At 65.7% G+C, this 14,875-nt stretch carries 14 protein-coding genes; 7 read left to right on the top strand and 7 right to left on the bottom strand.

The window, feature by feature from the left end:
• Window positions 1-10 precede the first annotated feature (10 nt).
• The 4 genes from QF038_RS16535 (at window position 11) to QF038_RS16550 (ending at window position 4,306) form a co-directional block, all read left to right on the top strand.
• A complete protein-coding gene (locus QF038_RS16535; RefSeq protein WP_307611390.1) occupies window positions 11-1,657 on the top strand; it encodes a DNA repair helicase XPB in 1,647 nt (548 codons plus the stop codon).
• Between the two features lie 65 nt (window positions 1,658-1,722).
• Window positions 1,723-2,433, top strand: coding sequence for a response regulator transcription factor (locus tag QF038_RS16540; RefSeq protein ID WP_142059953.1), 711 nt, complete (start codon window positions 1,723-1,725; stop codon window positions 2,431-2,433).
• A gap of 2 nt (window positions 2,434-2,435) precedes the next feature.
• Window positions 2,436-3,911, top strand: coding sequence for a cell wall metabolism sensor histidine kinase WalK (locus QF038_RS16545; protein ID WP_307611392.1), 1,476 nt, complete (start codon window positions 2,436-2,438; stop codon window positions 3,909-3,911).
• Window positions 3,912-4,018: 107 nt separating this feature from the next.
• A complete protein-coding gene (locus tag QF038_RS16550; protein ID WP_307611394.1) occupies window positions 4,019-4,306 on the top strand; it encodes a WXG100 family type VII secretion target in 288 nt (95 codons plus the stop codon).
• 31 nt (window positions 4,307-4,337) lie between these two features.
• Here QF038_RS16550 and QF038_RS16555 read toward each other — a convergent pair whose 3' ends face one another.
• On the bottom strand, window positions 4,338-5,351 hold the full coding sequence (locus QF038_RS16555) for a ribonuclease HI family protein (protein WP_307611396.1): 1,014 nt from the start codon (window positions 5,349-5,351) through the stop codon (window positions 4,338-4,340).
• 275 nt (window positions 5,352-5,626) lie between these two features.
• On the opposite strand from QF038_RS16555, the gene QF038_RS16560 reads away from it, so the two are divergent.
• A complete protein-coding gene (locus QF038_RS16560) occupies window positions 5,627-6,937 on the top strand; it encodes an ABC transporter substrate-binding protein (protein ID WP_307611398.1) in 1,311 nt (436 codons plus the stop codon).
• A gap of 90 nt (window positions 6,938-7,027) precedes the next feature.
• On the opposite strand, the gene groL is transcribed toward QF038_RS16560, so the two are convergent.
• The 5 genes from groL to QF038_RS16585 form a co-directional block, all read right to left on the bottom strand.
• Entirely contained in the window at window positions 7,028-8,656 is a 1,629-nt protein-coding gene (groL, locus tag QF038_RS16565) for a chaperonin GroEL (RefSeq protein WP_091417205.1), read from the bottom strand.
• A 280-nt stretch (window positions 8,657-8,936) separates the two neighbouring features.
• Window positions 8,937-10,217, bottom strand: coding sequence for an ABC transporter substrate-binding protein (locus tag QF038_RS16570; protein ID WP_307611400.1), 1,281 nt, complete (start codon window positions 10,215-10,217; stop codon window positions 8,937-8,939).
• Window positions 10,214-10,420 (bottom strand): cold-shock protein, encoded by a 207-nt coding sequence (locus QF038_RS16575; RefSeq protein WP_091417924.1) that lies wholly within the window; start codon window positions 10,418-10,420, stop codon window positions 10,214-10,216. Before QF038_RS16575 ends, QF038_RS16570 begins: the two co-directional genes overlap by 4 nt.
• Window positions 10,421-10,615: 195 nt before the next feature.
• Window positions 10,616-11,254: a LytR C-terminal domain-containing protein gene (locus QF038_RS16580; RefSeq protein WP_307611402.1), complete on the bottom strand. Its 639-nt coding sequence runs from the start codon at window positions 11,252-11,254 to the stop codon at window positions 10,616-10,618.
• A gap of 51 nt (window positions 11,255-11,305) precedes the next feature.
• Window positions 11,306-11,635, bottom strand: coding sequence for a DUF3263 domain-containing protein (locus tag QF038_RS16585; RefSeq protein WP_142059961.1), 330 nt, complete (start codon window positions 11,633-11,635; stop codon window positions 11,306-11,308).
• A gap of 126 nt (window positions 11,636-11,761) precedes the next feature.
• Here QF038_RS16585 and QF038_RS16590 point away from each other — a divergent pair, with 126 nt between their 5' ends.
• Together QF038_RS16590 and QF038_RS16595 are read left to right on the top strand one after the other, a co-directional pair.
• Window positions 11,762-12,532 carry a uracil-DNA glycosylase gene (locus QF038_RS16590; protein WP_307611406.1) on the top strand — a complete coding sequence of 257 codons (771 nt, stop codon included), beginning with the start codon at window positions 11,762-11,764 and terminating at the stop codon, window positions 12,530-12,532.
• A 14-nt stretch (window positions 12,533-12,546) separates the two neighbouring features.
• The gene (locus QF038_RS16595; RefSeq protein WP_307611408.1) at window positions 12,547-13,386 is read left to right on the top strand and encodes a siderophore-interacting protein; all 840 of its coding nucleotides are present in this window, start codon (window positions 12,547-12,549) and stop codon (window positions 13,384-13,386) included.
• Here the strand turns inward: QF038_RS16595 and QF038_RS16600 are convergent, their stop codons facing one another.
• Window positions 13,387-14,874 (bottom strand): threonine/serine exporter ThrE family protein, encoded by a 1,488-nt coding sequence (locus QF038_RS16600; protein ID WP_307611410.1) that lies wholly within the window; start codon window positions 14,872-14,874, stop codon window positions 13,387-13,389.
• Between the last annotated feature and the right edge of the window lies 1 nt (window position 14,875).

Consider the following 14,875-nt stretch of genomic DNA (forward strand, 5'->3'; position numbering starts at 1 on the left):
ACTTTCCCGCGTGAACGACGGACCCCTGATTGTCCAGAGCGACAAAACCATCCTCCTCGAGGTGGACCATGACCTCGCCACCGAAGCCCGGCATGCCATAGCGCCGTTCGCCGAACTGGAACGCGCGCCCGAGCATGTGCACAGCTACCGGCTGACGCCGCTGGGACTGTGGAACGCCCGCGCCGCTGGACTGGACGCCGAAAAGGTCCTGGACACGTTGCTGAAGTATTCGCGCTTTCCGGTGCCGCACTCGCTGCTGATTGACGTCGAGGAAACCATGTCGCGGTACGGCCGGCTGCGCCTGGAAAAAGACCCGCAGCATGGGCTGGTCATGCGCACGGACGACTACCCCGTCCTCGAAGAAGTGATCCGGTCCAAGAAGATCCAGCCGCTCCTGGGGCCGCGGATTGACGGCGAAACGGTAGTTGTTCACGCTTCCCAGCGCGGGCAGCTCAAGCAGCTGCTGCTTAAGATCGGCTGGCCGGCCGAGGATCTGGCCGGCTACGTGGATGGCACCCCGCACCTGATCGCCCTCAACGAGGACGGCTGGAAACTGCGGCCCTACCAGCAGATGGCCAGCGACAATTTCTGGGCCGGCGGCAGTGGCGTGGTGGTGCTTCCCTGCGGGGCGGGCAAAACCCTGGTGGGCGCGGCGGCGATGGCCACCGGCTCCACCACCACCCTGATCCTGGTCACCAACACCGTTGCCGCCCGGCAGTGGAAGGACGAGCTGCTCAAGCGCACGTCCCTCACAGAAGACGAGATCGGCGAATACTCGGGGGCTCTGAAGGAAGTCCGCCCCGTCACCATTGCCACGTACCAGGTGCTCACCACCAAGCGCGGCGGGCTGTATCCGCACCTGGAACTGGTGGACGGGCATGACTGGGGCCTGATCATCTACGACGAGGTCCATTTGCTGCCGGCCCCGATCTTCCGGATGACGGCGGACCTGCAGGCCCGGCGCCGCCTGGGCCTCACCGCAACCCTGGTGCGTGAAGACGGCCGCGAGGGCGAGGTCTTCAGCCTGATCGGGCCGAAGCGCTACGACGCGCCCTGGAAGGACATCGAGTCCCAGGGCTACATCGCTCCTGCTGACTGCGTAGAGGTCCGTGTGGACCTGCCGCGGGATGAGCGCGTTGCCTACGCCATGGCCGAGGACGCGGACAAGTACCGGCTTTGCGCCACGTCAGAGTCCAAGACACAGGTGGTGGAGCAGCTGGTGGCCCTGCACAGCGGGGAGCAGCTGCTGGTGATCGGCCAGTACATCGACCAGCTGGATGAGCTCGGTGAGCGCCTCCACGCGCCGGTGATCAAGGGCGATACCCCGGTCAAGGTGCGCCAGAAGCTTTTTGACGCCTTCCGGGCCGGGGAGCTACAGACGCTGGTGGTGTCCAAGGTGGCCAACTTTTCCATCGACCTTCCGGAGGCGTCGGTGGCGATCCAGGTGTCGGGGTCCTTCGGGTCGCGGCAGGAGGAAGCGCAGCGGCTGGGACGGTTGCTGCGCCCGAAGAAGGACGGCCGGGCTGCCCGCTTCTACTCGCTGGTGGCCCGGGACACTTTGGACCAGGACTTCGCCGCCAAGCGCCAGCGGTTCCTCGCCGAACAGGGTTATGCCTACCGAATCATGGACGCCAAGGACGTGGAAAAAGCGGAATAGGGCCTCACAACCGGCTTCCACCCAATATCCAGACAACTCCCAGAGTCTGGGAGCATGATGGGAACATGAACAAGAACGGCCCTGAAGCGAAGCTCCTTGTGGTGGACGACGAGCCCAACATCCGCGAACTGCTGTCCACCTCCCTGCGGTTCGCCGGATTCGACGTCGTCTCAGCAGCCAACGGACGCGACGCCCTTGCCGCCGCCGACCTGCATTCACCGGACCTCGCCGTCCTGGACGTGATGCTCCCGGACATGGACGGGTTCACCGTCACCCGGCGCCTCCGCGCTTCAGGCAAGCACTTCCCCGTCCTGTTCCTGACCGCCAAGGACGACACCGAGGACAAAGTCACCGGCCTCACCGTTGGAGGCGACGATTATGTCACCAAGCCCTTCAGCCTGGACGAGGTAGTGGCCAGGATCCGCGCCGTCCTGCGCCGCACGCAGCCCTTGCTCGACGACGACGCCGTGATCCGGGTGGATGACCTGGAACTCGACGACGACGCCCACGAAGTCCGCCGTGGCGGCACCGTCATCGAACTCTCCCCCACCGAGTTCAAGCTGCTCCGCTACCTCATGCTCAACCCCAACCGGGTGCTGTCCAAGTCGCAGATCCTGGACCACGTGTGGGAATACAACTTCAACGGTGACGCCTCCATCGTCGAGTCCTACATCTCCTACCTCCGCCGGAAGGTGGACATCGATCCTGAAGCTCCAGCCCTGATCCAGACCAAGCGTGGCGTGGGGTACGTGCTTCGGACGGCAGAAAAGCGCTGACCTTGCTCCAGCGTTGGAAGTCGGCCTCCCTCAGGACGCAGCTCGTGGCCATGATCATGGCCCTGCTGATCGTTGCCCTGACAGTGACCGGGGCGGGAACCCTGACCCTCCTTCACAGCTACCTGCAAGGCCAGGTGGATGACAAGCTGTATGCCGCCGTCGAGCTGGCGGGGAAGCAGCGCTCCTTCACGCAGCTGCAGACCCCCAATCCTCCGGTTCCCACCGACTACTCGTTGATACTTTTTGTCCCGGGACAGGACCCCTACCCGTTTGGTGGTGACGCCGAGAAGCATCCGGACATCAGCTCCATCAGCGTTGAGCAAGCCCAGGCCCGCGGAGTCGTCCCGTACCAGGTGAGGGGTACCGACGGGCAGAACTGGCGGGTTGTAGCGGTGACCGTCCAGACCAACCAGACCACGGCTGTTGTTGTCATCGGGCTGCCGCTGCAGAGCGTGGATGATGTGCTGAAGCACGCCACGCTGGTGGTGACCGGCGTTGGCCTCCTGACCCTTCTGCTGGCGTCCCTGATCGCAAGCTGGACCGTGTCGCGTTCCTTCCGGCCGCTGGCCCGGGTGGAGAAGACGGCAGCCGCGATCGCCGCCGGTGACCTGTCCCGCCGCGTGGACGTGGAGAACCCCGGCACCGAGCTGGGCCGGCTGAGCAGTTCGCTGAATGCCATGCTCGCCCACATCGAAACGGCCTTCGCCGCCCGGACGGCCTCGGAGGCGAGGATGCGCCGGTTCGCTGCCGACGCCTCGCACGAACTGCGGACCCCGCTGGTGACCATCCGCGGCTTCTCCGAGCTGTACCGGCACGGTGCGTTAACCAGCGACGAGGACGTTGCCACCGCCATGGGAAGGATCGAGAGCGAAGCCAAACGCATGGGCTCCATGGTGGAGGACCTGTTGCTGCTGGCCCGCCTTGACGAGCAGCGGCCGTTGCAGCAAAAGCCGGTGGACCTGCAACTGATCGCCCACGATGCGGTGGTGGATACGCAGGCCAGCTCGCGTTCGCGGGTGATTACGCTGGTCGGACTCAACGGCGGCTCCGCAGCTCCCGCGCCCGTGCTGGGCGACGAGGCCAAGCTCCGCCAGGTGGTGGGCAACCTGGTGGGCAACGCCCTGCGCTACACGCCAGAAGACAGCCCCATTGAACTGGCCGTTGGCATCCACGTTTCAGCGGACGGGCAGGAGCGGTCCGTTATCGAAGTCCGCGACCACGGACCGGGTATCTCCGAGGAGGATGCGTCCAAGGTTTTCGAACGCTTCTACCGTGCCGACACATCCCGCACCCGGGAGACCGGCGGCAGCGGCCTGGGCCTGGCCATCGTGGCCGCAATTGTGGGATCCCACGGCGGTTCTGTCCGGGTGGCCACTACCGACGGCGGCGGTGCAACCCTGGTGGTCAGCCTTCCAAAGCGCGAAGACGCGCCAACGGCGGCCAAGGCCGAGGGCAGCGACGAGGTTATCCACATATAGCCTTCGGCGGTAGCCCCGGTAGGAGGCGCATCCCTAGGCTCATTGCAGACGTCCGGACCAGCCGGGCATGGGAGCACACGCTGCCAGCTACAGCGAAAGGCACTGCCATGAGCATCATCTCTGTCGATACCGAACTCCTGCAGCTCAAGTCGGCCAACGTCCAGGCCACAGTGGACCGGATCAGCGCCGACGTCCAAACCATGAAACGGGGACTGGACGAGCTCCAGGGCTCCTGGCGGGGCTCCGCAGCCACCAACTTCCAGGCGCTGGTCACGGAATGGACCATCACGCAGGGCCGGGTGGAGGCTTCACTGGCGTCCATCAACATGGCACTGGCGTCGGCGGCCGCTACTTACGCGCAGGCAGAGCAGGGGAATACCCAGCGGTTCAGCTAGGCCCACCGCCGCAGACCCGCTCGTGCCTTCGTCAGGCTTCGGGCGTGCCCTGGTGGAACCGCAGCCGCCAGCGCTCACCGTCGAGCACCCACAGGGAGCTCCGGAGGGTTGTGCCTGAGCGCGCGAAGCTCCGGTAGGTCAGCAGCACGGCGCCAGGGCCCACACGGTCCGCGCCGATGATCTCGATATCGGTCCGCTCCCCCGGGTCCTCTTCCAGCGCCATCATCATGGCATCGCGCGTCCAGACCCGGCCGGAGCTGCCGATCTCCAGGAAGTCAGGGTGCAGGAGGACTGCTGTCCTGCCAATATCACCGCGCACCAGGGGGCCCAGCAGTTCCCGCTCCAGCTCCTCCACGAGTGCTTCGGGCGGCGCAGTTTCAGCCGGGCCGGTTCCGGCGAGGTCAAAAGCCCCGTCACCAAGCTGGGCGAAATCCAGCTGGGCGTAGTCCTGGCTGGTGTCCTGCCGGGTCAGCTCCTGCTGGTTGAACAGGTCGGGCTCACGGGTGGCTGCTGCGGGAGTGTGGACCGGGGTTGACGCTGTCCCGGCAGTACGCGCTCCCGAGGCGGACAGGTGGTGCGCCCCGGGAAAGCCGGGTCCTGAGCGGGCGGCCACACCCTGCTGGTAGGCAGTGGCAGCAGCCCGGGCACGCTCGTCCGCGGCTTCGTTCAGGTCATGCCCGGCGTGGCCCTTGACCCATTCAAACCTGTATTTGCGCCCCGCCAGTTCCCGGTCCAGTTCCTTGAGCAGGTCAACGTTCAGCACGGGTTTGCCGTCGGCCTTACGCCAGCCCTTCCGCTTCCAACCTGGCATCCACTTGGTGATGGAGTTGATGACGTACTGGCTGTCGCAGAGGATGTGCAGGTCCTCCTCGGGAAGATGGGCAGTGGCCCGCAGCAGATCCAGGACAGCCATCAGCTCGCCCTGGTTGTTGGTCCCGTGCGGCCATCCGCCGGCGCGCCAGCAGTCGTCGTTCACGTACCAGGCCCAGCCCGCCGGGCCGGGATTTCCCAAAGCCGAACCGTCGGCCGCTGCTGTAATCGTCACCGGTCCATCCTGCCAGAAGACACCGACAAACAGATGGTCGGGCTCCGCTTCCGACCGCTGCTGCCTGCTGTGACCGCTGCGCGCCCCGCGGCGTCCGAAGAAACACCAGCGGCAGGAAAGCGTTTACCGAAACTTCTTGACGGTGGCACCGGCGCCCGGCACAATCGGATGTCATACGAGAAAACGCTTTCTTAGAGTTTTGGCGAGGCGGCCGAGGATGCCCCCTTTGCCAGCAAGGGAGAAGGCGTTTCCACCAGAACAAGGAAGGCATATCGATGACGATTCCAACCGGCAGGCGGAGGAAATTCCAGCTGGGTGCAGTAGCTGTGGCTCTCTCCCTCCTGGCAACAGGATGCGGCGCGTCCGGCGGTTCGGGCAACAGTGAGGAAGTGACGCTGCGGTTTGCCTGGTGGGGAAACGAGTACCTCAACGCGCAGACCGAAAAGGTCATTGACGCTTTCGAAGCCGAACACCCGAATATCAAGATCGAATCCGAGCCCGGCGAGTGGGCCAGCTACTGGGACAAGCTGGCCACCAAGACTGCTGCGAACGACGCGCCGGACGTCATCCAGATGGACCAGAAGTACATCGCCGAATACGGCGGACGCGGTGCCCTCCTGGATCTGTCCAAGCAGAAGGGTATTGATATCTCCAAGCTGGACAAGGAGGCGCTGGCATCAGGCCAGTACGACGACGCCCAGTATGGCCTCAGCACAGGCCAAAACGCCTACGTGGTCATGGCTAACACCAAAGTCTTTGAGGCCGCCAATGTTCCCCTCCCGGATGACAGGAAGTGGACCTGGGATGACTTCATGGCCACGGCCGCCAAGATCAGCGCCGCGGGCGACGGCAAGAACTACGGTGCGGCCTATGGTACGAACGAAGCCGACCTGATTATCTGGCTGCGGCAGCACGGCGAGAACCTCTATTCAGAGGACGGCAAGCTGGACTTCGCCACCTCCACTGCTGCCTCCTTCTGGGAGCGCCTGAAGGAACAGCGTGATTCGAAGGCGAGCCCGCCGGCAACCGTCGCCACCGAAGATTCCGGTGCAGGGCTGGAGGAAAGCCTCTTCGGCACCAACAGGGTGGGCATGGCCTGGTGGTGGACAAACCAGCTCGGCTCCCTTGAGGCGACCACCGGCAGCAGCATCAAAATGCTCCGCGCTCCCAGCACAGACGGCTCCGCTGCAGGGAACGGCATGTACTACAAGCCCACCATGTTCTGGTCCGCCTCCTCCCGCTCAAAGCATCCGGAAGAGGCAGCCACCTTCATCAACTACCTGGCCAACAGCCCTGAAGCCGGGGCGATCCTCATGACCGACCGGGGCGTACCCACCAACCCGGAGATCGTGGAGGGCATCACCCCCTCGCTGAAGCCCGCGGACACCACGGTGGTCAGCTTCCTGAAGGACATCGCCCCCGACATCAAGGAAGCGCCGCCGGTTCCGCCGGTGGGTGCGGGCAGCGTGCAGAACGTCATCAAGCGGTATACCGATGAAGTCCTTTACGACCGCCTGACGCCGCAGGCAGCTGCTGACGCGTTCAAGAAGGAAGTTGAAGGAATGCTGGCCAGCGCCAGGAAGTAGAACTCCCGCTGGACACAAAACAAATGCGGCCCCCCTCGAAAGAGGGGGCCGCATTTATGTATTCGCGGGACCAGGCCCGGCAGGGAAGGCTTAGAAGCCGCCCATGCCGCCCATGTCGTCGCCGCCGCCAACCGGGGCAGCGTTCTTCTCGGGCTTGTCGGCCACAACTGCCTCGGTGGTGAGGAACAGACCGGCGATGGAGGCCGCGTTCTGCAGGGCAGAGCGGGTCACCTTGACGGGATCGTTCACACCGGCAGCCAGCAGGTCGACGTACTCGCCGGTTGCGGCGTTCAGGCCGTGGCCGGCAGGCAGGCCGCGGACCTTGTCAACCACAACGCCCGGCTCCAGGCCGGCGTTGAAGGCGATCTGCTTCAGCGGGGCGTCGATGGCAACGCGGACGATGTTCGCACCGGTTGCTTCGTCACCGGACAGCTGCAGGTTGGCGAATGCCTTGGCACCGGCCTGGATGAGGGCCACGCCGCCACCGGCGACGATGCCTTCTTCAACAGCAGCCTTGGCGTTGCGCACTGCGTCTTCGATGCGGTGCTTGCGCTCCTTGAGCTCAACCTCGGTTGCGGCACCGGCCTTGATGACTGCAACGCCGCCGGCCAGCTTGGCCAGGCGCTCCTGCAGCTTCTCGCGGTCGTAGTCCGAATCGGAGTTCTCGATCTCGGCGCGGATCTGGGCCACGCGGCCGGCGATCTGGTCGGCGTCGCCGGCACCTTCGACGATGGTGGTCTCGTCCTTGGTGACAACAACCTTGCGTGCCTTGCCCAGGAGTTCCAGGCCGGCGTTCTCCAGCTTGAGGCCAACTTCTTCGGAGATGACCTGGCCGCCGGTGAGGACGGCGATGTCGGCGAGCTGTGCCTTGCGGCGGTCACCGAAGCCCGGAGCCTTGACGGCGACGGACTTGAAGGTGCCGCGGATCTTGTTGACGATCAGGGTGGCCAGGGCCTCGCCCTCGATGTCTTCGGCGATGATCAGCAGCGGCTTGTTGGACTGCATGACCTTTTCGAGGACAGCAACCAGTTCCTTGACGTTGGAGATCTTGGAGTTGACGATCAGGATGTACGGATCCTCAAGGACCGTTTCCTGGCGCTCGGCGTCGGTGACGAAGTAGGCGGAGATGTAGCCCTTGTCGAAGCGCATGCCTTCGGTGAGCTCAAGCTCCAGGCCGAAGGTGTTGGACTCCTCGACCGTGATGACGCCTTCCTTGCCCACCTTGTCCAGGGCCTCGGCGATGAGGGCACCGATTTCCTCGTCACCGGCGGAGATGGACGCCGTAGCAGCGATCTCTTCCTTGGTTTCGATTTCCTTGGCGGAGTTCAGCAGTTCGGCGGTGACGGCCTCAACGGCCTTCTCGATGCCGCGCTTGAGGGACAGCGGGTCGGCGCCGGCAGCAACGTTGCGCAGGCCTTCCTTCACCAGTGCCTGTGCCAGCACGGTTGCCGTGGTGGTACCGTCGCCGGCGACGTCGTCCGTCTTCTTGGCAACTTCCTTGACCAGCTCGGCGCCGATCTTCTCGTAAGGATCGTCCAGCTCGATCTCCTTGGCGATGGAAACACCATCGTTGGTGATCGTGGGGGCGCCCCACTTCTTCTCGAGGACGACGTTGCGTCCACGCGGGCCGAGGGTGACCTTAACGGCGTCGGCGAGGATGTTCAGGCCCCGCTCAAGGCCGCGGCGCGCCTCTTCATCAAATGCAATGATCTTGGCCATAACGGCAGTAGTCCTTTCGGGACAGTCGTTAAGAATGAACCTTCGCTGCAGTGCCCGCGACGGACGATCCTTCGCCTTCGGCCTCTGTATGCCTCCGGCTGCGGATCTCACTCCAGTTAGGTGTTTCTTCGCTCCTCGACCGGTGCAGCGCGCGGCGGGCCGGAACCAGCTTTGCTTTAGCAGTCGGTACGTCAGAGTGCTAACTCAATAATTAGCACTCCCCACGTTAGAGTGCAAGCGAATAAGACCCTGCTTTGCCCCGTTTAGCCGACGGCGAAGCTCAGCCCGCTGCCCGTCCGGCGGTCTCCCGGCCACTGGGCACGGGATTGTTGTCGGCCCCGTAGGTATAGACAGTGAACGTGGCGGTGGTGATGTCCCCCTTGGCGTCGAAGGCAATCGAGCCCGATTCGCCGTCGTAATTAATATCCGGGCGGGTCATGAGCCCTGCCCGGCAGTCCTTGTAGGTGAGGCAGGCTTCGGCCTCCGGTTTTCCGGAGGATCCTTCCACCGCTCCTCCGGAGGCGGAGATCAGGTTGGCGGCGATGGAGCGGCCCGCGTCATCCTGCGCCCTGGCGGCGGCGAGGGCAGCAACGGTGACGGCGTCGTAGGCCTCGGCGGCGAACGACACGTCCTTCAGGCCTGGGTCCACCGTGAGCAGCCTGGCCTGGAAATCAGCATCCGGAAGCTGGCCGGCAACCACCGCGCGGGCGCCGTCGAGGGACTTGGCGGGCAGGCGGGAACTGTAGCGGGCAAAGGCGCCGTCGCTGAGGATTATCCGCTTCCCGTCCACATCGGCATTGCTGAGTTCAGCCAGGGCGCCCTGCGCACCGTCCCGGGCGATGACAATGACCGCATCCGCTCCGGCCTTGGCCATTTCCGCGGCAGCAGTGCCAGCCTCGCCCGGCTTGAAGTCTTTGGTTGCTGCCACGTTCATTCCGGCCTGTTCAGCAGCGGTGGCGACGGCGGCTGACACGTCCGTGCCGTAGGAGCCGTCCTGGTACATCACGGCCACCGTTGTGGCGCCGGCGTCCTTTGCGAGCTTCACGAGGACGGGGCCCTGGGCGACGTCGGCAGCTGCGGTCCGGAAGTAGTAGCCGCCGCTGTTGGAGGTGCTGAGGCCAGCGGCCGTGTTGGCGGGCGAGATGAGGGGGGTCCGGGCGCGGGACAGGATGTCGATGGCAGCGGCGGCGTGGCTCGAATCGGTGGGGCCGACCACAACGTCAGCCTTTGCGGAAACGAGTGCCTGCGCCTGCCCGGCTGCATCCTGCCCCGTTTCGGTAGGCAGCAGCTCCACCGGCTTGCCTTTGTGGCCGCCTGCGGCGTTGATCTCCTGCACGGCGAGCCTGGCGGCAGCCAGCTGCGGTGCGTTCAGGAAGGCGTTCCCGCCGGTGCTGTCCAGGATCAGCCCGATCCGCAACGTGCCGTCCCCGGACGCCTCCGCCGGTTCAACCCTCGCGTTGCCGGCGGCGCCGGAACAGGCCGTCAGGGCGAGGGTTGAGCAGGCGGCAGCTGTGACGAGCGTCCGGCGGATGCCCGCGGGACGGAAGAAAGCGCTGTTCACTCCGCCGGCCGGACGCTTTCGGCCTGCGGGCCCTTCTCGCCTTCGCCGACTTCGAGCTCCACGCGCTGGCCTTCGTCGAGGGCCCGGTAGCCTTCGCCCTGGATGGCGGACCAATGGACAAAGATGTCATCACCCGTGCCGTCCACGGTGATGAAGCCGTAGCCCTTTTCCGCGTTGAACCATTTGACGGTCCCCAGTGCCATGTCCGACCACTCTTTCCATTGTGTCCGGGTGTCCACGCCGCGGTGTTCCGGCTGGCCCGAACCGAACCTGAAAATCACTCTAGCCAACTCCGCGCCCGCCGGGGCAGGACGGCTCCGGGACAGCCGGCAATAGTTATTCAGGCGTAACAGCCGGGACGGCAGGCAGGTGCGTGGCCGCCCCGGGACGGACGCTGTCTACCGGTAGCCGGGACCCAGCACCACAACCAAGGGCACCTGGAATTCCGTGCTGTTCACCAGGGTGGGGATACCGAGGAGCTCTGCCAGGGCCTGGGCGTTGGCGAGCTGGCCTGCTCCCGAGTAGAAAATGGTGGACCTTTGCTGCGGCGAGCCGGCCCAGTTGCCCACCTGCCCCAGCGTCCAGCCGTCAGCCTGGACCGTGCCGCCAACCCGGCTTGCCAGCCCTGCGGTGCCCGCGGCGTTGTAGATGGCCACGCCCTGGGATTTGTTGATCGGCGCAGGGGCGTCGGCAGAGGCGCTCGGCTCGGGTTCGGCCTTGGCGGTTGCTTCGGGTTCAGCCGACGCGGAAGGCTGCACCTCAGCGGAGGGAGAAGCGTCCGGAGTCGCCGAGGGCGTGGACCCGGTACCGGCCAATGCTGCTGCCTCCTGGCTGACGGAGGCCTGGTCGCCGGCCGTGGCGAAACCCAGCTTGGGAAGGATCAGGAAGGACACCAGTCCTATGACCAGTGCGGCCACGCCCACGGCGAGGATAGGCCACAGCCGCACCCGGGCGGGGGCGGAAGCCGTGCGGTGGACACCTTGTCGCGAAGCAGTCTCCGGGACCTTGTCGAATTCATCGCGGGCATATCTGGTCATGGTGGATGACATCCTTGTTGGTTTGCTGCTGGAGGGCACAGCGGGAGCGTCTTACGCGTCGGACCCCAGGCGCCGTGCGGTACGTGCACGGTGACGCGACGTACGTAGTCTACGCAATCGCTTGACCAGCATGGGATCGTGGGCCAGCGCATCCTCGGTATCGATGAGGGCATTGAGCAGCTGGTAATAGTGCGTCGCGGAGAGGTCAAAGAGCTCCCGGATGGCCTGCTCCTTGGCACCGGCGTACTTCCACCACTGCCGTTCGAGGGCGAGCATCTGCTGCTCCCGCTCGCTCAGCGGCGAGTCACGGAGCGAGAAATCCGCCAGGAGTGAATGCCGTGGTTCCTGCTCCGGCAGGTGCTCCCGGGCTGGCTCCGCCACTGCATACTCCTTTGCTGGTTTACAAAAATGTCTGACCCCATGCTACGGGCGAATAACACCAATGTCATTTGCGGCATGGCCCGGCTGCCGGCCCCTCACCCGGGGCGTCCCTGCAAGAATGGGACGGTGTTTGAATCAGATGCCTTGTTCGACCTGGCCCAGCAACCCGCGGATGCGCTGGGTTTCGCGGAGCTGGCGCGGCTCCCACTGGATGAGCTTATGGCACCTGACTGGGCTGAGGCTCTGGCGGGAATGGAAAGCGAACTCCGCCACGTGCTCACCTTCCTTGCCGGCGAAGTGGAAGCGGGGCACCAGGTCCTGCCGGCGCCGTCGAACGTCCTGCGCGCTTTCCGGCAGCCGCTCGCCGATGTCAAGGTGCTGATTGTTGGCCAGGACCCCTACCCCACACCCGGCCACGCGGTGGGGCTGTCCTTTTCGGTTGCGCCGAACACGCGGCCCATTCCGCGGAGCCTTGCGAATATCTACCGGGAGCTGGAAGAGGACCTCGGAGTCCCTTCGCGGGTGCACGGGGACTTGTCCGCCTGGGCTGACCAGGGCGTGCTGCTGCTGAACCGGGTTATGACGGTGCGGGCGGGCTCAGCCGGTTCGCACCGGGGCAAAGGCTGGGAGAAGATCACGACGGCGGCCGTCGCCGCCGTCGCAGGCCGGCGCCGGCCGGACGGGTCACGGCAGCCCCTCGTTGCCGTGCTGTGGGGCAAGGACGCTGAAAGCGTCCGGACACTCATGGACGGGGCCCCCGCCGTGGCGAGCGCCCACCCCAGCCCGCTATCCGCGTCCCGCGGTTTCTTTGGCTCCCGTCCCTTCAGCCGCGTCAACGAACTCCTGCGCAGCCAGGGTGCGCCGGACGTAACCTGGGAGCTCCCGCCGGTCCCCTAGCTTAGGCTTGCCTTATGAGCACCGTGCCGGCCGCCACCAGCGCCACCAAAAAAAGCCGTCCGCAGGTCAATCTCACTGTGATCCGGAGGGAAGAACTGTCCCCGCACATGGTCCGCATTGTTGCCGGCGGGGACGGCTTCGCGGACTTCTCCAACAACGATTTCGTTGACCGCTACGTCAAGATTGTTTTCCCTCAGCCGGGCATTGAGTACCCCTCCCCCCTGGACCTGTGGAGCATCCGCGAAACCATGCCGCGCGAACAATGGCCGTTCACCCGCACGTATACCGTCCGCTGGGTGGATGAGACGGCCCGCGAACTGGCCATCGACTTTGTGGTGCACGGCGACGAGGGCCTGGCAGGTCCGTGGGCGGCGCAGGCACAGCCGGGCGACGTCTTGACGTTCACCGGCCCGGGTGGTGCCTACAATCCCGCACCCGATGCGGACTGGTACCTTTTCGCCGGGGACGAGGCTGCGCTGCCGGCCATCGCGGCAGTCATCGAGTCGCTGCCGGCGGAAGCCGCCGGCCTGGCCTTCCTTGAGGTGGATTCCGACGCCGACATCCAACCCATCGCTGCCCCGGCGGGATTGGAACTGCGCTGGCTCACCCGCAACGGCGTCCCCGCCGGCGACAGCAACCTCCTGGTCGAGGCCGTGGCGGAGGCCGCGTGGCCTGCCGGCCGCGTGGACGTGTTCGCCCATGGCGAGCGTGGCTACATGAAAGCCCTGCGCGACGTCTTTTTCAAGCAGCGCGGCCTGGACCGCAAGCAGGTCTCGCTCTCCGGCTACTGGGCCAAGGGCCGGGTGGAGGACGTGTTCCAGGCGGAGAAGAAGCTGCCGGTCGGCCAGATCTAGTCAGCGGCGGCGGGCGCGGCGCCGCTCGTTGCTCGCCAGGCTCCGGGTCAGCGGCCGGGCAAGCGTGTCGCCGAGGACGATCCCGCCCGCCGTCCCCAGGACGATCGCACCGGCGTTGAGCATCCCGCCGGCGCCGAGGAGGATCTCGGCTTCCTCGATGGTGAGCACATACATGGACCGGAAGATGGTCAGGCCCGGCAGCAGGATCAAAGCTGCCGGCACGGCCACCACAAGCTGCGGTGCCCCCATCCGCAGGGCAACCACGCGGGCCAGCAGGCCGATCACCACGGCGGCCAGCGCGGGCGAGAACCGGTCCCCGACTCCCAGCTGGTTCGCTGCGAGCAGGACGAAGTAGCCCGCCACTCCCACCCCCGCCGTGGGCAGCAGCAGCTTCCAGGTGGTCTGTTCCGTAATCCCGATGGCCATCACGGCCACCGCCACGAAGAGCACCAGGACCCAGAGGTCGTAGGCGGGCGGGAACGTCTCCGTGACGTCGATGCGCTGCATGCCCGTCAGCTCTCCCACCACAAAGGCGACGGCGATGCCCGCCACGATGGCGCCGAACGTCAGCAGCGTTGACAGGAACCGTCCCGCAGCGGTGACGGGGAAGCCGTTGATCGCATCCTGCACCGAGGAGACGAGGCGTCCCGTGGGCAGAAGCAGGAGGATGCCGCCCACCACCACGATGGCCGGCGATGTTGTCAGCCCGAACTGCCACAGCACCAGCGCCAGCTGTGTCACCACAAATGAACAGCTGGCGGTGATGAAGAAGTCCGGCACCCGCCACCGGCCCAGCTGGCGGGCCAGCAGGCTGATGCCGATGTTGGCCACAAAGGCGATGGCCGAGGACACCGGCCCGCCGCCCAGGACGCCCACAAAGACCGCCGCGAAGGTTCCGAACGCCACCGTGACCAGCCATCGCGGGAACGGCTTGGGGCTGGTGATGGCCTCATCCAGCCGGCGGATGGCTTCGTCACGGCCCACTCCCCCCGCCACGATATCCGTGACGAGCTGGTGGACCTTGGCCAGGCCCGCGTAGTTGTTGGTCCAGGAGCGGACCACGCGCAGCAGCGCGATCGGTGTCTGGTCCTTGGGAGCGTAGTTGATGCCGACGGACTGGTTGGTGATGTCCACTTCGATGTTCTTCAGTCCCAGCGCTGCGGTGACGGCGATGATGCTGGTTTCCACCTCCAGTGCACCGGCTCCATAGCGGAACATGGTCTCGGCCAGGTGCAGGACAAAGTCGAGGGTCTTGCGGGCAGAGGTGTCGACGCCGCCCACCTGGATCATCGGGTTGGCATACGGGCTGCCTGTGAGCCGGTCCACGATGCTCAAGGGGGCGGTGGGCGGGCTTTCACCCTGGACCAGGCGCCGCAGCATTCTTTTCGCGGCGGCGTTCTGGCGCACCTGGGAGGGGGTCAGTGGTTCGGTTTTGGGCAAGCCGTCCGTCCGCGGCCTGCGCCCGGGGTACTCGGGCCGGTCAGTCATT

It is taken from the genome of Pseudarthrobacter sp. W1I19 (assembly GCF_030817835.1).
Taxonomy (GTDB): Bacteria; Actinomycetota; Actinomycetes; order Actinomycetales; family Micrococcaceae; genus Arthrobacter.

Bases quoted from the DNA above. Each gene is read 5' to 3' on its own strand.
- groL (WP_091417205.1), bottom strand. From the start codon at position 8,656: ATGGCCAAGATCATTGCATTTGATGAAGAGGCGCGCCGCGGCCTTGAG.
- QF038_RS16600 (WP_307611410.1), bottom strand. From the start codon at position 14,874: ATGACTGACCGGCCCGAGTACCCCGGGCGCAGGCCGCGGACGGACGGC.
- QF038_RS16550 (WP_307611394.1), top strand. From the start codon at position 4,019: ATGAGCATCATCTCTGTCGATACCGAACTCCTGCAGCTCAAGTCGGCC.
- QF038_RS16575 (WP_091417924.1), bottom strand. From the start codon at position 10,420: ATGGCACTGGGGACCGTCAAATGGTTCAACGCGGAAAAGGGCTACGGC.
- QF038_RS16560 (WP_307611398.1), top strand. From the start codon at position 5,627: ATGACGATTCCAACCGGCAGGCGGAGGAAATTCCAGCTGGGTGCAGTA.
- QF038_RS16540 (WP_142059953.1), top strand. From the start codon at position 1,723: ATGAACAAGAACGGCCCTGAAGCGAAGCTCCTTGTGGTGGACGACGAG.
- QF038_RS16595 (WP_307611408.1), top strand. From the start codon at position 12,547: ATGAGCACCGTGCCGGCCGCCACCAGCGCCACCAAAAAAAGCCGTCCG.
- QF038_RS16580 (WP_307611402.1), bottom strand. From the start codon at position 11,254: ATGACCAGATATGCCCGCGATGAATTCGACAAGGTCCCGGAGACTGCT.